Source organism: Cryobacterium sp. TMS1-13-1 (assembly GCF_004403125.1).
GTDB classification, from domain to species: domain Bacteria; phylum Actinomycetota; class Actinomycetes; order Actinomycetales; family Microbacteriaceae; genus Cryobacterium; species Cryobacterium levicorallinum.
Genome location: NZ_SOGX01000018.1, coordinates 1 through 22,400 on the forward strand (window position 1 = coordinate 1; position 22,400 = coordinate 22,400).

At 65.9% G+C, this 22,400-nt stretch carries 19 protein-coding genes; 9 read left to right on the forward strand and 10 right to left on the reverse strand.

Annotated features, from left to right (window positions below; translation table 11 throughout):
- Nucleotides 1–519: 519 nt before the first annotated feature.
- Nucleotides 520–2,007 (reverse strand): adenosylhomocysteinase, encoded by a 1,488-nt coding sequence (gene ahcY / locus E3T31_RS15070; RefSeq protein ID WP_134469889.1) that lies wholly within the window; start codon nucleotides 2,005–2,007, stop codon nucleotides 520–522.
- A gap of 248 nt (nucleotides 2,008–2,255) precedes the next feature.
- Nucleotides 2,256–2,480: a DUF3499 family protein gene (locus E3T31_RS15075; RefSeq protein ID WP_134469891.1), complete on the reverse strand. Its 225-nt coding sequence runs from the start codon at nucleotides 2,478–2,480 to the stop codon at nucleotides 2,256–2,258.
- 40 nt (nucleotides 2,481–2,520) lie between these two features.
- Between E3T31_RS15075 and E3T31_RS15080 the strand changes: the two genes are divergently transcribed.
- Together E3T31_RS15080 and E3T31_RS15085 are read left to right on the forward strand one after the other, a co-directional pair.
- On the forward strand, nucleotides 2,521–2,967 hold the full coding sequence (locus E3T31_RS15080) for a metallopeptidase family protein (protein WP_134469893.1): 447 nt from the start codon (nucleotides 2,521–2,523) through the stop codon (nucleotides 2,965–2,967).
- A gap of 354 nt (nucleotides 2,968–3,321) precedes the next feature.
- On the forward strand, nucleotides 3,322–4,002 hold the full coding sequence (locus E3T31_RS15085; protein ID WP_134469895.1) for a hypothetical protein: 681 nt from the start codon (nucleotides 3,322–3,324) through the stop codon (nucleotides 4,000–4,002).
- A gap of 164 nt (nucleotides 4,003–4,166) precedes the next feature.
- Here E3T31_RS15085 and E3T31_RS15090 read toward each other — a convergent pair whose 3' ends face one another.
- Nucleotides 4,167–5,204: a glycerophosphodiester phosphodiesterase family protein gene (locus E3T31_RS15090; RefSeq protein ID WP_134469897.1), complete on the reverse strand. Its 1,038-nt coding sequence runs from the start codon at nucleotides 5,202–5,204 to the stop codon at nucleotides 4,167–4,169.
- 197 nt (nucleotides 5,205–5,401) lie between these two features.
- Between E3T31_RS15090 and E3T31_RS15095 the strand changes: the two genes are divergently transcribed.
- From E3T31_RS15095 to E3T31_RS15105, 3 genes are all read left to right on the forward strand, one after another.
- Nucleotides 5,402–6,397: a carbohydrate ABC transporter permease gene (locus tag E3T31_RS15095; protein WP_134469899.1), complete on the forward strand. Its 996-nt coding sequence runs from the start codon at nucleotides 5,402–5,404 to the stop codon at nucleotides 6,395–6,397.
- Nucleotides 6,397–7,260, forward strand: coding sequence for a carbohydrate ABC transporter permease (locus tag E3T31_RS15100; protein WP_134469900.1), 864 nt, complete (start codon nucleotides 6,397–6,399; stop codon nucleotides 7,258–7,260). Before E3T31_RS15095 ends, E3T31_RS15100 begins: the two co-directional genes overlap by 1 nt.
- Before the next feature lie 71 nt (nucleotides 7,261–7,331).
- On the forward strand, nucleotides 7,332–8,684 hold the full coding sequence (locus E3T31_RS15105; protein ID WP_134469902.1) for an ABC transporter substrate-binding protein: 1,353 nt from the start codon (nucleotides 7,332–7,334) through the stop codon (nucleotides 8,682–8,684).
- Between the two features lie 151 nt (nucleotides 8,685–8,835).
- Here E3T31_RS15105 and E3T31_RS15110 read toward each other — a convergent pair whose 3' ends face one another.
- From E3T31_RS15110 to E3T31_RS15125, 4 genes are all read right to left on the reverse strand, one after another.
- The gene (locus tag E3T31_RS15110) at nucleotides 8,836–10,038 is read right to left on the reverse strand and encodes an IS30 family transposase (RefSeq protein ID WP_134469904.1); all 1,203 of its coding nucleotides are present in this window, start codon (nucleotides 10,036–10,038) and stop codon (nucleotides 8,836–8,838) included.
- A gap of 135 nt (nucleotides 10,039–10,173) precedes the next feature.
- The gene (locus E3T31_RS15115) at nucleotides 10,174–12,861 is read right to left on the reverse strand and encodes a glycosyltransferase (protein WP_241978033.1); all 2,688 of its coding nucleotides are present in this window, start codon (nucleotides 12,859–12,861) and stop codon (nucleotides 10,174–10,176) included.
- Nucleotides 12,862–12,863: 2 nt separating this feature from the next.
- Nucleotides 12,864–13,913, reverse strand: a complete 1,050-nt coding sequence (locus tag E3T31_RS15120) for a glycerophosphodiester phosphodiesterase family protein (RefSeq protein WP_134469906.1) — start codon at nucleotides 13,911–13,913, stop codon at nucleotides 12,864–12,866.
- A 198-nt stretch (nucleotides 13,914–14,111) separates the two neighbouring features.
- Entirely contained in the window at nucleotides 14,112–15,491 is a 1,380-nt protein-coding gene (locus tag E3T31_RS15125; RefSeq protein ID WP_134469908.1) for a glycosyltransferase family 87 protein, read from the reverse strand.
- A 110-nt stretch (nucleotides 15,492–15,601) separates the two neighbouring features.
- On the opposite strand from E3T31_RS15125, the gene E3T31_RS15130 reads away from it, so the two are divergent.
- Both E3T31_RS15130 and E3T31_RS15135 read left to right on the forward strand, forming a co-directional pair.
- The gene (locus E3T31_RS15130; RefSeq protein ID WP_134469910.1) at nucleotides 15,602–16,873 is read left to right on the forward strand and encodes a molybdopterin-dependent oxidoreductase; all 1,272 of its coding nucleotides are present in this window, start codon (nucleotides 15,602–15,604) and stop codon (nucleotides 16,871–16,873) included.
- The gene (locus E3T31_RS15135; protein WP_134469912.1) at nucleotides 16,870–17,502 is read left to right on the forward strand and encodes a hypothetical protein; all 633 of its coding nucleotides are present in this window, start codon (nucleotides 16,870–16,872) and stop codon (nucleotides 17,500–17,502) included. The genes E3T31_RS15130 and E3T31_RS15135 overlap by 4 nt, the downstream gene beginning before the upstream one ends.
- A gap of 190 nt (nucleotides 17,503–17,692) precedes the next feature.
- On the opposite strand, the gene E3T31_RS15140 is transcribed toward E3T31_RS15135, so the two are convergent.
- Genes E3T31_RS15140 through E3T31_RS15150 form a run of 3 tightly spaced genes read right to left on the reverse strand, consistent with a single transcriptional unit; the run spans nucleotide 17,693 to nucleotide 20,129 of the window.
- Nucleotides 17,693–18,532 (reverse strand): bifunctional 2-polyprenyl-6-hydroxyphenol methylase/3-demethylubiquinol 3-O-methyltransferase UbiG, encoded by an 840-nt coding sequence (locus tag E3T31_RS15140; RefSeq protein WP_241978034.1) that lies wholly within the window; start codon nucleotides 18,530–18,532, stop codon nucleotides 17,693–17,695.
- Nucleotides 18,529–19,374, reverse strand: coding sequence for a DUF2064 domain-containing protein (locus tag E3T31_RS15145; RefSeq protein WP_198417040.1), 846 nt, complete (start codon nucleotides 19,372–19,374; stop codon nucleotides 18,529–18,531). The genes E3T31_RS15140 and E3T31_RS15145 overlap by 4 nt, the downstream gene beginning before the upstream one ends.
- Entirely contained in the window at nucleotides 19,371–20,129 is a 759-nt protein-coding gene (locus E3T31_RS15150; protein ID WP_134469914.1) for a glycosyltransferase family 2 protein, read from the reverse strand. Before E3T31_RS15150 ends, E3T31_RS15145 begins: the two co-directional genes overlap by 4 nt.
- 264 nt (nucleotides 20,130–20,393) lie before the next feature.
- Between E3T31_RS15150 and E3T31_RS15155 the strand changes: the two genes are divergently transcribed.
- Nucleotides 20,394–21,227, forward strand: coding sequence for a response regulator transcription factor (locus tag E3T31_RS15155; RefSeq protein WP_198417041.1), 834 nt, complete (start codon nucleotides 20,394–20,396; stop codon nucleotides 21,225–21,227).
- Complete coding sequence (locus E3T31_RS15160; RefSeq protein ID WP_134469916.1) at nucleotides 21,224–22,372, forward strand: sensor histidine kinase KdpD; 1,149 nt, start codon at nucleotides 21,224–21,226, stop codon at nucleotides 22,370–22,372. Before E3T31_RS15155 ends, E3T31_RS15160 begins: the two co-directional genes overlap by 4 nt.
- Nucleotides 22,373–22,400 lie beyond the last annotated feature (28 nt).

Sequence of the window (22,400 nt, forward strand, 5' to 3'; positions counted from 1 at the left end):
GAAGATGGTCCCACATGAGGCCGGAAAGCACTGCGGCTTTCCGCACCTTTGGGGTACGTATAGATACATTACGGCCAGACCACCCACCCGTCAAAACGCCCCCCACCCGGGCGTGTCGCCCGGCTTGGTGCCGAGACGCGGGCCAAAACGGGCCCACTCCTCGACCAGCGAGAACCACGAACCCGCTCCCCCACCATCAACTCGACGACCGGGCCCACCTTATGGAACCGGGCCCACGATAGAACATGGGCCCGCTTTCCGGTCCCGGGCCCGGAAAGAAGCGAGAAGGCGGGCATCCGCTCCCCGACTCAAACGACCGGGCCCACCTTGCGAACACAGACCCAGTTTAGAAACTGGGCCGAGGGACGGGACCCGGGCCCCGTGCACAGGGCGGGCGGGCATCCGCTCCCCGACTCGAACGACCGGGCCCACCTTACGGAACCGGGCCCACCTTGCGGAACCGGGCCCACGATAGATCATGGGCCCGGTTACCGGGCCCGGGCCCCGTCCAGACGAGGGCTAGTAGCGGTAGTGGGCTACTTTGTAGGGGCCCTCGGCGGGAACGCCGATGTAGGCGGACTGCTCGGGGGTCAGAACGGTCAGCTCCACGCCGAGGGCGTCGAGGTGCAGGCGCGCTACCTTCTCGTCGAGCAGCTTCGGCAGCACATACACGCCTACCGGGTACTTCTCCGGTGAGACATACAGCTCGATTTGCGCGAGCACCTGGTTGGTGAACGAGTTGCTCATCACGAACGAGGGGTGTCCGGTGGCATTGCCAAGGTTCATCAGGCGTCCCTCGGACAGGACGAGCACACTGCGCCCGCTCGGCAGACGCCATTCGTCGACCTGCGGCTTGATCTGAACCTTGACGGCGCCCGGCAGCGACTCGAGCGAGGCCATGTCGATCTCGTTGTCAAAGTGACCGACGTTCGCGACGATGGCGAGGTGCTTCATGCGCAGCATGTGGTCGACACCGATGACGTTGAAGTTTCCGGTGCCGCTGACGAAGATGTCGACCTGTTCGACGACAGAATCGAGGCGGGCGACCTGGAATCCATCCATCGCCGCCTGCAGGGCGTTAATCGGGTCGATTTCGCTCACGATGACGCGGGCACCCTGGCCACGCAGCGCTTCGGCGGCGCCCTTGCCGACGTCACCATAACCGGCGACGAAGACGACCTTGCCGCCGATCAGCACATCCGTGGCACGGTTGAGGCCGTCGGGCAGCGAGTGGCGAATGCCGTACTTGTTGTCGAACTTGCTCTTAGTGACGGAGTCGTTCACATTGATGGCCGGAAAGAGCAATTCCTTGCTCGCCGCGAGCTCGTAGAGGCGGTGCACACCGGTGGTGGTCTCTTCGGTGACGCCCATGAGGTCGGCCGCGACCAGGGTCCAGCGGTCGGTTGACTCGGCCAGGGAGCGACGGAGGGCGGCGAGAATGACGCCATATTCGTGGCTGTCACCGGCAGCATCCGCTGGTACGGCGCCAGCCAATTCGAACTCGCGACCCTTGTGCACGAGCATGGTGGCGTCACCGCCGTCGTCGAGGATCATGTTCGGGCCGGTCCAGCTCGCTCCGGCCGCGGCCGCCTCGGCACTCCAGTCGAAGATCTGCGCGGTGCACCACCAGTAGTCCTCGAGGGTTTCGCCCTTCCAGGCGAACACGGGAACGCCGGCCGGGGCATCCACTGTGCCGGTGGGGCCGACCGCGATTGCGGCGGCGGCGTCGTCCTGCGTCGAGAAAATGTTGCAGCTGGCCCAGCGCACCTGGGCGCCGAGCGCGACGAGGGTCTCGATCAGCACGGCGGTCTGCACGGTCATGTGCAGGGATCCGGCGATGCGGGCTCCGGCGAGCGGCTTCGATTCGCCGAATTCGGTGCGGAGGGCCATGAGCCCGGGCATCTCGTTCTCGGCCAGACGCAACTGGTGGCGTCCAGCCTCGGCGAGTGACAAATCGGCGATCTTATAGGTGAACGTGGGGGGCGCGGTGGCCGAAGCGACAGTCATGGTGTTATCTTGCCAGTTCCGCCTGAACGCCCCCGACAAAAATCGGTTCGACCGCACGCTGACAATCCTAAGCAGCGGCAGAACGGATGCTGCCCACTTCCTTGGGCAGACGGCCTGCGGGACGAGATGGCCAGGTTGTGTCAACGAAGTAATTCCAAGAGGCCGAAACGGCCAATAGACGAGCAGGGCAGCGGGCCGGGTCAGGGGTTCGACCGCGGGACGAGGCGGCCGGGGCAAGTCGGAGCTGGCTACTCGACGGGGTCGGACTCGTCGGCGACGAGGCTGTGCCGCATCAGCTGCCACCCCTGCGGAGCGGTCGTTCGCTCCGCGTGCCGTGCGCAGAGGTCGAAGGTGTGCGGTTCTTTGCGGCCGGCAAGTGGGCCGAGTACGGCCAGCGAGTCTCGATAGTCAAAGGTGAGCGTGGCCACCGAGGGTTCGAGGCAGGCAACGCGGGAGCACGGACGGAATGTCATTGCCTCTCAGGGTACCCGCTGACCCGCCTAGGATGGCAGCATGGCCCGATCTCGACGTTCTGCAGCGCCCGAACCGACCGTACGCGGCCGCGGGCGGGACCGGCACGGCCGCGGAATTCGCAGCTCGGCGACCGGTCCGTTTCTGCCGCCGCTCCGCACCCGGATCGACCTGTTCGACATGACGGTCGCCTCCACGATCGAATACCTGCGCGGCGTCTGGCCGGAAGAACTCGGCCACGCCGTGTTCGAGGTGGCCTCCGGCCCGCGCTCGGTGATGCCGGGCGTCGGCGTTGAACGCTGGATGGTCACGCCGGCGACGAATCGGGTGGTGTTCTACCGGCTGCCAATTCAGCGCCTGTCCCGTCTGCACGAAAACGATGAGATGCACCAGCGCATGATGATCGAGACCTGCGTCTTTCGCGGAGTCGCCGAGCTGCTCGGCAAAGACCCGTGGGATCTCGCACCGGATCGCTTCCGCCACTTCTAGGCCGCCGCCACTTCTCGGCTGTCACCGCTTGGGCTGCGGGAGCCGTGCTGCGCCCGGGTCGGGCATCCGCTGATGCCAAACCGCTGCGCCGGTCGGCGCGGCACGTGGTTGAGGCACGTGGTCAGAACGCGGACCGCGAGCGGGAGGTGGGCATCCGCTCGGCTGATCAGCGTCGATCCCTGTTCAGGACCGGGATTGAGGGGTGTTTGGCGCGCCAGCATTGTCTGAACGTTTGCTGAATTGAGTAACAGAACGGTAACGGATTGGGGCAATTCCAAACCATTTCGGGGGTGGAACCGAACACCATGCAGACCCCAACACCACCTGCTCGATTGACAGAAAAGGATTCATCCCATGCGCACATTCACCAAGGCCACCATTGGTTTCGCCTCCGCCGGAATTCTCATCGCCGGTCTCGCTGGCTGCTCGACAGGAGCCACCACCTCCTCCCCGGCGCCCGCCGCGAGCTCGTCGAGCTCCTCCGACGCGACGCCGACGCCGCTCGCCTCGATCCCCAGCCTGTCCGGTGTGGACACCGCCGTGCTGCTCGACGCCGACTTCGGCGCCGCTCTGACGAGCCTCGGCCTGACCGCCGGAACCGTGGGAACGGCCACCTTGGAAGAGGGCAGCCTGCACTTCCCGATCACCGGCGGAAACGTGGACTACTACGACCCGGCCGAAAGCTACCGCCCCTTCGTTCAGGGTTCCATTGAGCACGAGGGATCCGGCTTCTCGCTGACCGCCGGCGACATCGTCGTCGAGCTGACCAACTTCACCATCGACCCGGGCACCTCGGAGCTCTTCGGTGACGTCTCGGTCAACGGCGAGTCCGCTGCCACCCAGGCCCTGCTGTTCGACCTCTACGGTGGAACCCTTGAGCCGCTCAAGATGGACGGCGACAACGCCATCCTCACCGGAACCACGGTTCACATCTCCTCCGTCGCCGCCGGCCTGCTGAACTCCACGTTCAGCACCGACGCAGTCGCCGACCAGATGCTCGTTGGCATCGCAACCATCACCGCCGCGACGAAGTAGTTCTTCTTCACAGCTTTAGACTGCACAGCACAAATCGGGGCTCGCCACACGGCGGGTCCCGATTGTTGCGTGTCCGGGCAGTGTCGGGGCACGTGTTCGGGAAGCGGGCACTCGTTCGTACGGGTGCCCGCTTCCTTAACGAGTGCCGCGAACGAGAGTGGGCATCAAACGGATGCTGTCACCCGGCTGCGCAAGTCGTCGCGCACGGTCACAGCGAGGTCGGGATGGTCGACGAAGACCCCGTCGATGCCAGTGTCCATGACGGCGGCGAATTCGTCGTACCAGTTCCCAAAATTGGCCGCCCCCTCCCCCCGGCGACACGGCGCCGTCAGGAAGGCGTTCTCGGGACGGAGAGTCCAGCAGAAGACTTGCAGTCCGGCCGTGTGGGCTTCGGCGACGAGAGCGGAGGTGACCAGCTCGCCGGCGGCATCCGCTTGAATAATCATGGATTTGTCGACGCTGATACCGTCGACGCCCTCGGCGCTGTCGCTGGCCAGGGCGTCAAGGCCGCTTTCGGTCAGATAGTCGGCGTAATACGGCGCTGTAGCTCCGAGCGCGACCATCTTGTCGAGCGGTTGGCCGGTCGGGGCGATCAGGAACACGCGGCGCCCACTTATTCCGCGGGCGCCAATCTGCTCGAGCACCGTCGGCTCGAAGCTTTCGATGATCAGGCGGCCATCGTCGGCGTTCCAGCCGGCATCGCGCACCTCCGCATCGAACAGCTCATCGAGCGGAAGCCCGATCGAGGAGAAGTACGCGGCGTTCTTGATCTCGGCGACGATGCCGAGCGGGCGGCGCGCAGCGGCCCCGGCCTCGTCTACGAGCTCGAACAGGTCGCGAAGGCGCAGAATCGGGTGTCGGTCGTTGTGCAGGGCACTCTTCGGGCGCAGGTGGGCGAGGCGCTCCCGAGCACGGAGGGTGGCCAGCTCAGGCCAGGTGAAGTCCTCAGTGAACCAGCCGGTGAGAGTGTGGCCGAGAAACTCCTTGGTGGTGCGACGGCTGGCGAACTCGGTTCGGGAGGCGACATCCGTTGTGGCGGATATGTCATTCTCGTGGCGCAGCACCAACACTCCGTCTCTGGTGGCGACAATGTCGGGCTCGACGGCATCGGCACCGAGCTTGAAAGCAAGCTCGTAGGCGGACGCGGTGTGTTCGGGACGATAGCCACTGGCTCCGCGGTGACCGATCAGGAGTGGGGGCATTTGCACACCGTAGCTGCACCAAATGACGTCCCCGACCGAACCAGGTGAACACCGTCTGAAGTTTCGACGGTGCACAAGCGAACGCCTCGCGAAAACTGGTCACAAACGCGGTAATTGGCCGATCAGCGCCATAGGCGCTGCCTAATCTGACAGAGTCTGCTGCTTGGCCGACGGCACTTTCAGGGAGATTTCAGCGTATGCCCACCATCGAGGAGCTGCACCGCGATACCGATTCAGCGGTGGCGGTCGCAGCCCCGAACAGCGCTGCCAGCGCACGGTCGATCTCCGTGCCCCGCCGCCCGTTTACGCCGCGCAAAAAGAAGAAGCCATGGAAGTCGTGGCTGCTGTTTCTGCTGTTCGCCGGACCGAACGTCGCGCTGCTGATCGTCTTCACCTACAAGCCGCTGCTGCAGTCGCTGTACTACTCCACCCTGCAGTGGAACCTCGGCTCCGCATCGGCGATTCCGGTCGGCCTCGGCAACTACGTGGCCTGGTTCAATGACCCGGGCACCATTCGCGTCGTCACGGTCACCCTGATCTTCACCGTCGCGACTGTCGGCGGCGGCATGGTCATCGGTCTGCTGTTTGCCGTGCTGCTCAACCGCAAGCTGCACGGCCGCGGCGCCGCCCGCACCATCGTCGTCGCCCCCTACGTGCTCTCGGGGGTGGCCGTCGGGCTGCTCTGGCTGTTCGTGTTCGACCCCAACTTCGGCATCACCGCCGCGCTGCTCGACGCCATAGGCGTGGCCTCTCCGCCCTGGTACAACGATCCGCACTGGGCCCTTGTCATGGTCATCATCGTCTACCTGTGGAAAAACGTGGGCTATGTCGCCCTGATCTACCTGGCGGCGTTGCAGTCGGTGCCGCGCGACCTGCTCGAGGCAGCCAGCCTCGACGGGGCCTCTCCGGTACGAGCGTTTCGCAACATCGTGTTGCCGTTGCTCGGCCCGACGACCTTCTTTCTGTCGATCACGACCCTGCTCAGCTCGTTGCAGTCCTTCGACATCATTCAGGCGATGACCCACGGCGGACCGCTCGAGGGCACCACCACGATGATGTACCAGATCTACCAGGAGGGCTTCCAGTCCGGTCGGGCTGGGTATTCCTCCGCTGTGGCAACGATCCTGTTCGCCGTGCTGCTCGTAGTCACGCTGATTCAAATGAAGTACGTCGAGAAACGAGTGCACTACTAATGGCCACGCAGAGCCTTTCCACCCCCACGGCCGTCAAGCGGCGCCGCAAGCCGCTGCAGCTCGGCGGCTACCTCGGACTGGTCGTCGCCATCGCGATCATGATTCTGCCGCTGGTCTGGATGTTCCTGGCCGGATTCAAGGAACGCGACGAGATCTACACCGTGCCGATCCAATGGCTGCCGGGCGCCTACGACCTCTCGAACTACGCTGCCGCGCTGGCCGCGGTGCCGTTTGGTAATTTCTTTCTCAACAGCACCATCACCACGGTGATCGGCGCCGGCCTCAAAATGTTGCTCGGCCTCACGACCGCTTATGCGGTCGTCTTTCTGGAATTTCCGTTCAAGAAATTCGTCTTCGGCCTGGTGATCTTCGCCCTGCTGGTTCCGCAGCAAATCGTGATGATCCCCAACTTCACCCTCGTGGCCTCGCTCGGCTGGATCAACACCTATCAGGGCATCATCGTTCCGGGTCTTGCCAGCGCATTCGGAACATTTTTGTTTCGCCAGCACTTTCTCACTCTGCCGATCTCCATTCTCGAAGCCGCCGCACTCGACGGGGCCAGCCATTGGACCCGCCTCTGGCGCTTCATCGTTCCGATCTCCGCGCCGACAATCGCCGCCGTCGCCCTCGTCTCAATCGTCTCCGAGTGGAACGAATACCTCTGGCCGCTGCTCGTCGTGGACCGTTCCGACATGATGACGCTGCCGGTAGGGCTCACCCTGCTGCAGAACAATGATGGCGTCACCAATTGGGGCGTGCTCATGGCCGGCACCGTGCTGGTCACCGTGCCCGTGCTTATCGCGTTCTTTGCGCTGCAGAAAAAGATCATCGCCGGGCTGACCGCCGGCGGCGTGACCGGCTGACGCTGCGGCATCCGTTTTCAAGCGGATGCCCACCCCATTTTTTCCGTGTGCACCCATTCAAGGAGAGTTCTATGACCGCGACACCTACGTTCACCATCAACCGCCGGCAGATACTCAAGCTCGCCGCGGTGTTCGGTGCGACCGCCACCCTGGCCGCCTGCAGCGGACCGTCGCTCGGTGCTGGCGCCGGCGCCGTCGAGGCCGGCGCGACCGACTGGGCCGGCATCACGCCGGCCAAGGAGATCACCTGGTGGAGTAACCACCCAGGCACCTCGAAGCTCATCGAAGAAGAGATCATCAAGCGTTTCCAGGCCGAAAACCCCGAAATCACGGTGACCCTGGTCACGGCCGGCGCCAACTACGACGAGATCGCGCAGAAGTTCCAAGCCGCCTCGGGCACCAACAGCGTGCCGGACCTCGTCATGGCGAGCGACGTGTGGTGGTTCCGCTACATGATCAACGGCCAAATTCTGCCGATCGACGACCTCGCCAAGCACCTCGAGTTCGACACCGACGACTTCAACAAGACCCTGTACGACGACTACACCTTCACCGGCAATCACTGGGCCATCCCCTACGCCCGTTCCACCCCGCTGTTTTACTACAACAAAGCGGTCTGGGCCAAGGCCGGACTGCCGGACCGCGCGCCCAAATCCTGGGCGGAATTCGATGAGTGGGCGCCGAAGATCCTCGCCGACGGTGGCGTCATGCCGCTCGGTCTGGGTAAGGGTGCCTCGTGGGGCGCCTGGTGGTTCTGCAACATGCTGTGGGGCCAGGGCGGCGCGTACTCCGACGAGTGGACGATGACGCTCGACACCCCCGAAGCGATCGCCGCGGCGGACTACCTGCAGTCATTGATCTATGACCGCAAGGTTGCCGCCGTCGCCGCCGTTGACCAGGTCGCCGACTTCGGCGCTGGCCTGACCGGCTGCATCATCGGTTCGACCGGGTCGCTTACCGGCATTCTCAAGGCCGCGACGTTCGAGGTCGGCACCGGTTTTCTACCGGAGGGGCCGGAAGGCCAGGCCTGCCCGACCGGCGGAACCGGCGTTGCCATCGCCGCAGACCGTACCCCGGAGCAGCAACTCGCTGCCGGTATATTCTTGAAGTTTCTCACCAACTCCGAAAACACCGCGTACTTCTCCTCGAACACCGGCTACATGCCAGTGCGCACCTCGGCCCGCGACGGAGAGACGATGAGCAAGGTATACACCGAGTTCCCGCAGTTTCGCACCGCCGTAGACCAGCTTGAGACCACGCGCTCGCAGGACTGGGGCCGCGTCTTCGTGCCGAACGGCGACCGCGAGCTCACCACCGCGCTCGAGAAGATCATGCTGCAGCAGACCGATCCGGCCGAGGCCTTCGCCGTTGCGAGCACGGCGATCGCGACGTCGTTCCAAGAGAACGTGAGCCCGTACCTGTAGGTTCACGGGTTTGAGAAGCGGGTCCGCCATGGTGGCGGGCCCGCTTTTGACTGTTCGCGTGCGGGTCTGCAGGTCGGCACATCCGCTTTGGGGTTGGCGCACTCACCGAACCGTGAGTTTCGATGCATTTTCGCCCGGCAAAGTCAAGTGGTCAGGGCAACGCGGGGGTTTTTGCTTCGAGAAGTAGCTGGTTGAGGCGGTAGGCGGGGGTTTCGAGGTTGAGGGTGGGGCGTGGGCGGCGGTTCAGCTTCGCCGCGACGCGCTGGAGGTCGTCGGGGGTGTGGGTCGAGAGGTCGGAGCCCTTCTCGAACCAGAACCGCAGTAGACGGTTGGTGTTCTCGTTGCTGCCGCGCTGCCAGGGCGAGTGCGGGTCGCAAAAGTAGAGCGTCAGATCGAGGGCGGTCTGGATCTGGGCGTACTCGGCCAGCTCCGTTCCGCGGTCCCACGTAACGGAGCGACGCAGGTGCTCGGGAAGCTTACCCATCTCGCGGATCATCGCCGCGGCGACCGTGTCAGCGCTGTGATCGCCGGGCAGGTGGAGCAAGATCACGAACCGGGTCGAGCGCTCCACAAGGGTGCCAATCGCGGTCCCGTCACAACCGATGATGAGGTCCCCTTCCCAATGGCCGGGGATGGCTCGATCGGCTATTTCGGGCGGCCGGTCACTGATCTTGAGTGCTTCTTTGTAAGGGCTGTTTTTGTGCCGGTCAGCGCTGTGCGACACCCGCTTCTTCCGCTTCAAACTGAGCTTCTCAGCCAGGTCTGCCCGCAGACTTCCGCGGGTTTGCACATACAACGCCTGATAGATCGTCTCGTGGCTCACCTGCATAGTCTCATCCTCGGGACAGTAGAACGCCAACATGCTGGAGATCAGTTTCGGACTCCAACCGTCGTACATCCACACCGCGATCAGGCTGCACAGCGGCTCGTTCAGGGCCAGCTTCAACGGCTTGGGCCGATGCCGCGCCTGATGCGCTTTGGTATGCGCCGCCGACGCGTAATACACCCCGTCCGCACCCATATTCCGGTTCACCTCCCGCCAGACCACGGACTTGTTTCGACCGATCGATTTCCCGATCGCGGCATAGCTGAGCCCGCTGCGCCGGCCCATCTGAATCATGCCTCGATCAAACGCGGTCAACGTCCAGTCGCCGGCAATATCCACGTCCGGCGCCGGATCCACGAGGCCACCGTGCATGCCCATATTGATGCTCATCTGCCCAGACTGCGACCACCACGCCGTCCCAGTCGCACCTGCCGCTCCGACACGCCGGGCAGCACGATCGATCGACATCCCCGCACACACGAGATCAATGAACTCAGTGCGACTATTCGGCGGAAACAACTTGACCATAAAACGCTCCAATCACTAGAGCGTTGCTACGACCATATGACTTTGCCCCCGATTTCAGGGTGAAACTCACGGCTCGGCGGATGAAACTCACGGGTCGACGGCTAGCCCGCGCGCCCGGCGCAGAACTGAGGGTTCTCAGCGTCGCCGGGCGCGCTCGGCGGTCTGCAGCTCAGCGAGCTCGGCGAACTCGGCATCGAGATCGTTAACCTGGTCGGGCACACCGATCGCCCGGTAGAACTCCGTGACCGCCCGGTGTCCGTAGCCCGCGTGGTCGAACGGGCTGGCCACCACCTCACCGCGCAGGAAGGCGGTGAGACCGGCCGCGAGTGCGACGTCGGTTTGCGGAACGACAAGGCCGGCAGCATCTGGCAGCGCATCGTGAACGGATGCGAAAGCCACCGTCACGACCGGACGCCCCAGAACCAGCGCCTCCAGAATGACCATCGGCGCACCCTCATAGTCACTCGACAATACGAAGCAGTCGGCCGTCGCGAGCACGGGATACGGGTTGGTGAGAGCTCCGGTGAGGGTGATCGCCTCGCTGAGATTCAGGTCGCGGATCAGGGAGCCGAGCTCAGCCTTCAGCGGGCCAGCGCCGACGATCACCAGTCGGGTGAGCGGATGCTTGGCCTGCACGATAGCAAACGCGCGAATGAGGCGGGCCTGGTTCTTCTCCGGGGAGAGGCGCCCGATGGTAACGAAGGTGGTTGTCACGGCGCCGATTTCGGGGTCGGCGAGGCCGGGGTCGGCGAGGCCGGGGTCGGCGAGGCCGGGGTCGGCGAGGCCGGGGTCGGCGAGGCCGGTCACGGTGGACTCGGGGTCGGCGACGCGCGGGTCAGCTACGGCCAGATCGATGACCCGGGGATGTGCAGCGCGCAGGTCGGCAGACTCGCGATCGGCGGCGGGCTGCGCGACCGCTGCCGCGCCACGCAGAATCCGCTCCACATCGACGGTGTTGTGCGCGATCGTGAATTTGGAGCGCGGCGCGTAGGCGGCGAGGGCCTCGGCGTTGATCTCGGCGAGGGCCGGGGACACCGAGACCAGGCTGTCGTAGCGGTCATACCGGGCAAAGGTTTCGGTGAGGCCGCGCAGCATCCGTTTCGCTCCCCCGACGGTGCGATGGGCATCGGCGGCGAGGTCGTTGTGCAGCCAGATCGAACGCACGGCGTTTGGTGAGTGCAGCAGCAGTTCGGCCCAGAACGGGCCGTAGCCGCTGAAATCGACGACGTGATCGAAGCGGCTGTCACCGAAGCACCGGGTGAATTCGGCGGTGTATTCGGCGGTGTACTCGGCGGTCCCGGCACCGCGGCGACGACGGGCGACGCGTTGCCGGAATCCGCCGTTCATACCGCCGACGCGGGCGAACTGTCTCACCCTCGGGTCGATCAGGCGCTGGTTGGCCCGGCGGGCCGGGGCTGCGCTCCGGGCGAAGGCGACCGAGACATCAAAACGATCATGGTCGATGGCACCCAGCAGATTGAGCGCGGCGGAGGTAATGCCGTTGGGCTTCATCCCCCCGAGGTAGATCAGCAGGGAGGTGCGAGCCGACGCCGGCGACGGGTGCGTGAACCGCTTCGGGTCGGCCCCGCGGAAGACGATGTCGATCACACGGGCACTCGAAGCGCCGTCATCCTGGCCGACATAGTCGTGTTGGGCCACCCGATAGCGCTCGGTGAACTCAGGCAGCCGACCGTGGTCGGCGATCCGGCGGATGACCTCGGCCACCTCCGCGCCGGTACGGCAGACCGGTCCGGGAAGTTCGCTCGGAGCGAGGTAGAGCCCGCGGGTCTGCTCGAAGTCGGCGAGATCCGGGGTGAAGAACACGACCGGACGACCGGTAGCGAGAAAATCGAAGAAGATGCTCGAGTAGTCGGTGACCAGAATGCCGGCCAAGCCGAGCACAACGTTGGTCGGCAAGTCGTTCGGCACCAGCACCCTGACCAGGTCGGGGCGGCCGGCGGCGAGCGCGTGCACCGCCTGGTGGGTTTTCAGCAGCACGACGTAACGACTGCTGTCGATGCCGGCTTCGATCTGCCGCACCCGCTCCAGCAGGGCGTCGAGGTCATCGTCGGGGTGCGCGAAGGAGGCGCCCTTCCAGGTCGGGGCATACAGCACGATCTGCCGGCCGTCGAGATTCAGCTGCGCGAGCCGCGCCCGAGCCTGGTGCGTTTCCGCCGAGGAGAGCGTCTGCCGGTCGACTCGGGGGTAGCCGGCCAGCAGCATCCGTCCCTGAAAAATGCCATCGAGTTTGTAGGCGCGCTCATACATTTGGCGGGCCATGAACGGGTTGGCGGCGAGCAGGTAGTCGGCGCTGACGAAGTTGCGCACGATATTGGCAGTGCCGAACGCGCCGTCGACCATGTCGTAACCCATGTGTTTGAGCGGGGTGCCGTGCCAGGTGTTGAGGTAGATCTGGCCGACTCGCTTGGAGAACTGCGGGGGGAAGGTCGCGTTGCTGATCAGGTAGCCACTCGTGGCGAGCGCGCGATAGTAGGCGGGTGACCCGGTTTTCACAATCCGCACCCGGCGATCGCGGCGAAACTCTCGGCGGGCCGCGCGCGGATTCTTGAGCGCCCAGATGTGCCGTAAATGCGCCTGGTCTGGGGTGTTACGCAGCTCTCGGAACAGGGCTTCTGGATTGCAGAGCAATCCGGATCCATTGAACGCCTCGTACAGCACGGCGTGCGGGTTGATCGGGCGGGTGCGCCAATAGGCGTGGGCTTCGTAGCGGGCAGCACGACGGATGCGGCCGGCCAGCTTCGCCAGGCGGCGGCGCTGGCGCAGGCTCCAGCCTGATACGACGGCGAGGAGGTGCACCAGCACGGTCACAGCGCCGGGTAGGCGGTCGGCAAGCTCAGGCCGCGCTCGGCGAGCACGGCGCGCAGCCGGGTCGGATAGTCGGTGATGATGCCGTCGACACCCAGATCCATCAGGTTGTGCATGAGCGCGGTCTCGCTGACCGTCCAGGGAATGACCGGCAGCCCAGCCGCGTGGGCGTCGGCGACGAGCTCGGGGGTGACCGTCTTGAAGGTCGGCGACAGGGCATCGTAGCCGGCTCCGGCGGCGGCGCGGGCTACGGATCCGTCGTAGTCGTCGATGTCGACGCCACCGAGGTGCACGCTTGCGCCGGGCTGGCCCACTTCGAGCCAGTCGTCGCCCTGGGCGAGGGCGACCAGCCGCAGCTCCGGCGCAATCTGCCGCACGAGGTTGAGCGAGGCCCAGTCAAAACTCTGCACGGTGACCCGGTCGCCGCGGCCCGATGCCGCAATCTCGGCGACGACAGCGCGGGTGAGCGCGGCCATTTCGTTTTCGCCGGCCGCGCCGGGGGTCTCGATCTTGGTCTCAATATTGAGCTGAACGGTGTCGGCGTGGTGTGTTTCGACCAGCGCGAACACGTCGACGAGTTCGGCGATGGTGGTTCCCGGCACATTCTGCTGCTCGGGATAGCCGGACAACTGCTGGTAACCGCAGTCGAGAGTCTGGATCTGGGCGAGGGTCAGTTCACGCACGCGGCTGCCGGCGTACGGAAAATCTGGGTCGCCGCGGAAAGCGGCATCCGTGTCGCGGCATTTACTCTCGGAGAGCACATCGTCGTGCCAGACCACGACGGCGTCGTCGCGGGTGAGGTGGGTGTCGAGTTCGAGGGTGCTGACGCCGAGTTCGAGCGAGGCGGCGAAGGCGGCGAGGGACTCCTCGGTGTGTTCGCCGCGCCCGCCTCGGTGGGATTGCAGGTCGAACGCGGCGGTCGCATCGAGTGGCGCAGCAGCCTGCGCCGGTTCGGCGAGCGCCGACTCCCCCCGGATGACCACCACCGCGCCGCCGACGAGCACCGTGCTGAGGGCGGCGGCCGCCGCGAGGATCAAAATCTTGCGCATGCGGCACTCTCCGTCGTTCACTGCACGCCGAAAGACGCGCGCTTCTGCCCACGTTAGGGAGCAGAGGTGACCGGCATCCGCTGTGCAACTGTCAGGCAGATGAACTTTGTGTTAATACACTCCCCGCGGCACGTGTTACGGATGCGGGCACTCCTTCCTGCGAGTGACCGCATTCCTACCGAGTGCCGCGACCGGCGGTCAGGCCAGTCGCCGCAGGGGGTGCAGCATCCGCTTGACTGAGCCTGGGCCAGCACGATGCAGGGAAACCGCCACGATCACGATGATCGCGATCGCGATCGACGCTCGGGTGAGCGGAACGCTCGGCACCAGCAGCCGCAGCGTGAGCGCCATCGGCACGAGCAGCCACTCCCAGCGGCCGCTAAGCGCCACGAACGGCAGCAGCAGCAGCGCATACCAGGGGTATCGAGGGCTGAGTACGAGCAGGGTCGCGCCGATCATGACGAGCTGGCCGACCCACGGCTGGTTCTGGTCGGTCTTGAGAATCACCAGCACGGCGACGATGGCCAGAATCAGGCCGGCGACGATCACAGCGGATGCCCCCGGCGCCACCAGGGACACCAGCGCGAACCGCGACCCGTCCTGATACCCCTCTTCACTCAGGTAGCCGGGCAGGTAGCCGAGAACCCCGATGCCGGTCGCGATCACATAGGGAACGTAGAGCAGGGCAAAACTCAGAACGGATGCCGTCACCATTCGCCAGCCACCGCGCCGGAGCAGCGCTGGCGCGGCGAGCACCGGGATGAGCTTGGTGCCGATCGCGATCCCGAGGGCGATGCCGCCACGCCAGACCTTCTTCGTGGATACGAGAAATACGGCCGCGACGACGAAGATGACGCCGAGCATATCCACGTGGGAGTTGGTGATCGCCTCGGTCGCCACGAGTGGACACCAGGCCCAGAGGGCGACGTTGCGTTGGTCGAGGCCGCGGCGGCGCGTGCCGACCAGCAGCATGACCGTGGTACCCAGGCTGAGTAGCAGTCCGGCAAGCTGCAACGGCCAGTAGGCCGGCTCGGGTCCGGTAAGGAAACGCACGCCGGCGAAGAAGATTTCGCTGGCCGGCGGGTAGATCGTGGGTACGGCCGTGCGGTTCAGGGACGAGCAGAGCAGGTCGCCGTCGGTCGTGCGTGCGGTGGCGATGCGTTCGCCGACACATTTCTCCTCCCCGCCGGCCTCGCTCTGGGGCGTCGGGAACAGCCAGCCTGGTCTCAGGGAATCGAGGCGGGCATCCGCTGGGGTGAAGGCGTAGGGACTGATTCCTGCGTTTTGCACGATGCCATCCCAGGCGTAGCGGGCCGAATCGGTACTCGTGTTGGGCGGGCCGACCATGGCCGCGCCGCCGATCAGGGCGGAGCCAGCCAGGATCAGGGCAACCACCGCTTTGCCGTTGATTTTATGCAGCAGCCAGCAGGCGAGGCCGAAGACAAACCAGAGCGCAGCCGTGACCAACACCAATTTCACATCGTCGCGCTCGGGCGGGAACAGGTCGAGGGTTGTCGCGCTGAATGCGGTGAGGGCAGCGCTGATCGCCAGCAGGACCGCGATGATCGTTATGCGCACGGTTCAGTCTCTCGTACGGTGTTCGTTTGCCCGTGATCGTTCCCCAACTCACCCGCACATCGTAAGGAATTTTTCCGGTTTGCAACGCGCTGTGGTGATGCAATAGAAGCATGCGGCAATTGATGTATGAGGCCCAGCGAGCGCTGGCGTCACCGGTGCGCAATCCGCGCATGGCGACCGTGATCGGGCGGCTGCTCGGTGCCGCCTTTCTGATCTGCTTCGGCACCGGCCTGTACAGCCATTTTCTGCAGGAACCGCTCGACTGGATGCGCTTCGCGACCCGGCCGGAATTTCTGTATCAGGTGACCCAGGGCACGCACATCATCGCCGGCATCGTCTGTTTTCCGCTGCTGCTCGCCAAGCTGTACATCGTTTTTCCCGACCTGTTCGCCTATCCCCCGGTGCGCGGTTTCGTGCATTTTCTCGAGCGGGCCTCGATCGCCCTGTTCGTGGGTGCCTCGCTCGTGCAGATCACGATCGGACTGCTCAACACCTTTCAGTGGTATCCGTGGCCCTTTCCGTTTCGGCAGGTGCACTTTGCGCTCGGCTGGGTGCTGATCGGGCTGTTGGTGATTCACATTGCGGTCAAGCTGCCGGTGATTACGCGGTATTGGAGTAAGTCGTCGGGTTCTGACTCGGGCGACGGCGATCATCTGTTCGACGCGGTGTCGGCCGACCGGGCGGCCGATGCGGAGGCGGTGCGACTGTGGGGCACGACTCGGCCGGGGGGCCTCACCGGGCGGGTGCTCGACTATATCGATGCGACGCCGCGCCCGTCCTCGCGGGTCAGCCGGCGCGGATTTCTCACCACCGTCGGCGTCGCCACGACGGCCGTTGTGGCCCTGACCGCCGGCCAGACCTTCACGCCGCTGAACGCGGTCAACCTGTTCGCGCCGCGCAAGAAGGGCGTCGGCCAGCAGGGCGTCCCGGTAAATCGCACGAGCGAGCAGGCGCAGGTGGCGGATGCCGCCCTCGCTTCATCGTGGACTCTTACCCTCGCGGTGGCCGGCACCGAACGCTCCTTCACCCGGGCCGAACTGCTCGCGCTGCCGCAGACCGAGGTTCGGCTGCCGATCGCCTGCGTCGAGGGTTGGAGTCAGATGGCGACGTGGCGCGGTGTGCGGCTGCGCGACCTCGCCGACCTGATGAAAGCCGACCCGGAGACCTCGTTTCGTCTGATCAGCCTGGAAGAACGCGGCAGCTTCAGCAAAACCCAGATGGGCCGGGAATATGTGCGCGACTCGCTCACGCTCGTAGCCCTCGAGCTCAACGGCGAGACGCTCGACCTCGAGCATGGGTATCCGGCCCGGATGATCGCGCCAGGGCGGCCCGGGGTGTTGCAGACCAAATGGCTGAGCCGAATCGAGGCGATCGAATCATGAGAGCGGATGCGCGCGGATCACGCGGCGAAGCGGCCGGCGCTGACGTCGGTGTCGACACCGGAATGGGGGTGACCGGCAGGGGTGCCCCGATGGGTTCGGCGACCACGTCAACCGAGAACGCCGGGACCGGCCTGTTTCCGCCACCGGCCGGGATCGCGGCGTCGACCAGCCGGCGGATGCGGAGCATCCGTTTGGCGCTGGTGGGTGTTGGTGTGCTGCTGCTGGCCTGGGGCGCGTTTGTGATGTTCGATTCGGTGCGGCTGACCCGGATTCCCGGGGTGGCGCTCTGGATTGCGGCGGCGATCGTGCTGCACGATGCGATTTTGGCGCCGATCGTGTTTGCGTTTGGGATTGCGCTGCGCCGAGTCGGGCGGCGGACGACCGGCACGGTCATTGCGATCGTGCAGGGCGCAATTGTGGTCGGATCAATTGTGTCGCTGATCGCGGTGCCGACGATGGTGGCGAAGAATTTTGCTCCGGCGAATCCGACCGTGCTGCCGCTGGATTACGGTCTCAACCTCGGGATTTTCTGGCTCGTACTGGCGGTTTTGACGGTGGGGTTGTCGGTGTGGGCGCTGCTGCGGGAGCGGCGCAATGCTGGGGAGACCGACGTTGATTCTGGACGCTGACGATCCTGGCGGTGACCGTTTCACCGGCTGCCCTCGGCGCCAGCGGGTCATCCGCGTCTCGCTCAGACATTGAAGATCGTCGGTGCACGGTCAGACTCCTAAGCACCTTGGTCCGGGCCCACCTTAGGAAACCGGGCCCATGATCCAGCATGGGCCCGGTTCCCGGGCCCGGGCCCGGAAAGATAAACGACTAGGCGCGAGCCAGGCGGGCGAAGGTGCGGCCGCCGCGGGACCATACGGCGACCGGAGTCAGGCCTGCTTGTGCGGCCCGGCGGCGCAGGGCGCTGACTCCGAGTTCGGCCCAGGGGAAGGCGTCGCTCGTGTGTCCGGCGGCGTCGTGCAGGGTGCCCACATAGGCGAGGTCGTGTTCGGGGTCGCGGTGAACCTCGACGACGAGCATGCCGTCGGGGGCGAGCAGCGCGGCGCAGCGTTCGAGGAGCGCGTCGGGGTCGCCGCCAATGCCGATATTGCCGTCGACGAGGAGCAGGGTTGCCCAGGTTCCCTCGAGCGGAAGGTGATCGAAGACGGAGCGGTGCAGCACGGCAAGTCCGGCGGCCAGGGCGATCCGCACGGCGGTCGGTGACACGTCGACGCCGAGTGCGTCGAGGCCTTCGTCCATCGCAGCCCGGATCATTCGGCCCGGTCCGCAGCCGATATCGAGCACCGGTCCGGCGACGCCGGCGAGCAGGGAACGGTCGATCGCATCGGCTCCGGCGCTCCACCGTCCGGCGTGCATGGTGGAAACGCGGGCGGCAGTTTCCGGATCAGCGTCGTGGCGGCGGCCGTGCAGGTAGAGCACGTTGTCGTCGCTTTGCAGTGCCTGGGCGTAGGGTTCGGATCCGCCGGCACCGAAGGTAGTCGGGCGCCGAAAACGGTCGGCCGTCGTCTGGTCGGCAGCCGAACGGTTCGCGGCCCCATGCTCGGCCAGTTCCCCGCCGAGCTCGGAAGTGAATCGGCCAGCGACATTCGGACCCTCGCTGACCGGCCATTTCGCCGGCTGGTCCCAGAGGCGCGGGGAGACGAGGCTCACGAGCGTGTTCCGGTCAGCGTGAGCAGGGCGGCAGCGCGCGTGGCCGCCGGGTGCAGGTCTGCCGGGTGCAGGTCGGCCGAGTGCAGGTCGGCCGAGTGCAGGTCTGCCGAGTGCAGGTCTGCCGGGTGCAGGTCGGCGGCACCCGCGTCGGCAGCTCGCCCCTCCGCGGGGGGCCGATCCGTCGAGCGCCGCTCGGTCGCGGGCTGGTTCGCATCACCGGGTTGAGCGGATGCTCGCACCCCCGCGAAGGCACGCGCGAAGCGCGTGTGGGGGGCGATCGAGGCAACGGTCTGGGCATCCGTTATGGTGTCGATGTCGGTGAGCGCGGGCAGCAGGCGCACGGTGAGGCCGGCCTGGTCGAGACGTTGCAGCTGGTGTGCGCCGGTGTCGGATCGGCTCATCGGGATGCCGCGGAGCAGCGCGCCGCTCGGGTTTTTCAGCGCGAGCGCCCAGAACCCGCCGTCGTTGGCGGGGCCGAACCATGCATCCGTTTCATTCCAGTTTTGGAATACTGGTGCGAGCAGCTCGGCGCTGACCTGCGGGGTGTCCATTCCGAGCAGCAGCGTAGGCCCGTCGAGGTGGTCGAAGATGGCGGCGAGGCGTTCGTCGAGTCCGCCGCTGGTCTGCGGCAGAATCTGCCAACCGGATGCCTCTGGCGGCGGCGTGACACCATCGAACGCGAGAATGTGGCGCGTCGCGGGTAGCTGGGCGGCGACCGCGAGGGTGTCGGCGAGGCTCGACGCGGCGAGAAGGGCGGCCTGCTCGAGCGACAGGGGCGGGTGCAAACGGGTCTTCACCTTGCCGGGCAGGCATTCCTTGGCGATGACGACGATGGCGGTCATGAGCGGTCCCCAATGCTGCTAGCGCGGGCAGCGTTGCCACTGGCTCCGCTGTCATTCCGGCGCGGGCTGTCGTCGCTCGCGTTCCGGACGGCGCTGCTGGCGCGAAGCAGGGCGGACATGTCGTGGATGGCGGTGAGGGTGCCGCGCACGGTTCCGGTCACCTTGCTGCGGCCGACCCGCGGCGCGTAGCCCGTGTCGACCTCACGAATGCGCCAATCGGCCGCGGCGGCGCCGAGAAACATCTCCAGCGGATACCCGCTGCGGCGGTCGCGCAAATCGAGGGTGAGGAGGTGGTCGCGGCGGGCGGCCCGCATGGGGCCGAGGTCATGAATGTTCACACCTGTTATTCGGCGCAGTCGCCAGGAAAGATAGGTATTTGCTAACCGGGCATGCGGCGGCCACGCATTTCGGATGGTTGGGCGGCGTCTTCCGAGCACGAGATCGGCGTCGTCTTGAGCGACCGGGTCGACCACGAGTGGCAAGTCGCGCGGGTCCATCGAGGCGTCGGCATCGCAGAACGCAACGATCGGGGCGGTCGCGGCGAGGAGCCCGGCGTGGGCTGCCGCGCCGAATCCGCGACGGGTTTCGTGCACGACCTCGGCGCCGAGGGCACGGGCAATATCCGCCGAACCGTCCGTGGATCCGTTGTCAACCACGATCGCCCGGTAGCCGGCGGGCATCCGCTGAAGAATCCACGGAAGCGCCTGTGCCTCGTTCAGGCAGGGCAGCACCACGTCAACCCGGATACTCGTCATGGTTCGACCCTACGCACGGGGTCTGAGCGTTCGGGGCGAAAGTGGTTACGAACCTGGGAAGGATACCGAGCAGCTCCACAGCAAGCCACGCCGTCGACCGGGCCCACCCTATGAACCGGGGCCCAGTTTGTAGACTGAGCCCGCGTTCCGGGCCCAGGCCCCGAACGGTTAGTGGCGGCATGGGGCGGGGCATCCGTTGACCAGGCGTACAGATCGGTCGCGCGGTACCACGCGGTGACGCGGCCGCGCGCCTAGTCTGAGGGAGTGTCCCCCTCCCAATATTTCGCGCCGCCGCAAGCCGATGCCCTGGCCGGGCGCCGCGTGCTCGTCATCGAGGACGATCCGATGGTGTGTGAGGTGGTCGGACAGTACCTGCGCTCCGCCGGATTCGTCGTGGACGAAGCCGTCGACGGGCTCGCCGGACTGCGCCGAGCCGAAGCTGTGCCGCCCGACCTGGTCGTGCTCGATCGCATGCTTCCGCTGCTCGACGGCATCGAAGTGTGTCGGCACATTCGGCAAAATTGGGGCGCCCTTCCGGTGATCATGCTCACCGCGCTCGGCGAGGAAGAGCACCGCATCGCCGGACTCGAGGCCGGTGCCGACGACTATCTGGTGAAACCGTTCTCGCCGCGGGAACTTGTGTTGCGGGTGCAGTCGGTGCTGCGGCGCAGCCGGTCGGAGTCGATTCCGGAGGGGATTCTCGAGGCCGGCGAGTTCACGCTCAACCTGGCCGCGCACCAGATTCGCCTGCGCGGGACCCCCCTCGTGCTCACCGCGCGGGAATTCGATTTGCTCGCCTACCTGATCTGGCGCCCCTCCAAGGTGCTCACCCGCGAGGAACTCCTCCGCTCGGTCTGGGGCTGGGAATTCGGTGATCTGTCCACGGTGACCGTGCATGTACGGCGGCTGCGGGAGAAGATCGAAGCCGACCCGGCGCATCCGCTCGTGTTGAACACGGTCTGGGGGGTCGGCTACCGGTTCGACCCTGTGCCGCTGGGCGCGGGGGCTGCGGATGGCACGGTGTCGGCGGAGAACGCTGGGATTGCGCGGGGCGCACAGAGCGCGGATGGCCCGAAGAACGCCGGCGGCACACCATGACAGCGTCGGTGTTCGCCGCTGTCGCCGGCATCGCACTCGGCTGCGCGCTGGTCATGGGCGCGCTCGGGTTACTCGCGTTGCGGCTGCTGTCTCGCGGGTCTTTGGTAGCCCAGATCGTCGTCGTCGCCTTCGCCACCGTCGCATCGGTGGTCAGTGGAATGGCTGCGGTCGCCTCGCTGATGTATCTGTCGGCGCACGATCTGATCGTGTTCTACGCGGTCGCAGCGGTGGCGGGTGTCGTGTCGCTTGTGATGGCGTCGGTGCTCGGACGCTCACTGGCACGCGACAACAAGTATTTTCGGGCCGCCGCGGTGAGCATCGGTCGGGGCGAATCGGTTTTATCCCCGGATCGGAATACGAGTCTGGAGTTCGTAGCGCTGGCCGGGGAGCTCGCCGCAACAGCCGACCGGCTGAACGAATCGCGCGAACGGGAGGCGCGCATTGAAACGTCCAGGCGCGAGATCGTGGCGTGGATCTCGCACGATTTACGCACCCCGCTGGCCGGAATCCGCGCCATGGCCGAGGCGCTGGAAGACGGCATGGCGCCAGACCCCGAGCGGTACTACGTGCAGATACGCGGGCAGGTCGACCGACTCAGCGGCATGGTCGACGACCTGTTTGAGCTGTCCAAAATCCATTCGGGGGCGCTGCAGCTGTCGCTCGAACGGGTCTCCCTGTATGACCTGATGAGCGATACGGTGGCCGATCTGGCGCCGGTTGCCCTCGCGAAATCGCTCGACCTGCGTTTCGAGGGCGAACGCGGTCTGATGCTGCAAGCGGATGCCCGAGAGCTGGCCCGCGCGGTGGGCAACCTGGTGATGAATGCCATCCAACATTCGCCGGCCGACAGTGTGATCGTGGTCTCTGCAACCCGGCACGTCGACGGGCGGGCCATCATCTCGGTCGTTGATGCGGCGGGCGGTATCCCCGAACAGGACCTCGGCCGGGTGTTCGAGGCCGGGTGGCGAGCGAGCGAGCCGCGGACTGTGTCCGCCTGGGGAACCGGCGGTCGCAGCGGCGGCGCCGGGCTCGGACTCGCTATTGTGCAGGGGATCGCTGAGGCCCATCACGGGTTGGTGACGGTGACCAATGTCGAGAATGGGTGTCGGTTTGATTTGCTGCTGCCGCAGCATCCGCTTGGCTGAGCGGTGTTGATGCGGCGCCGATTGCGAC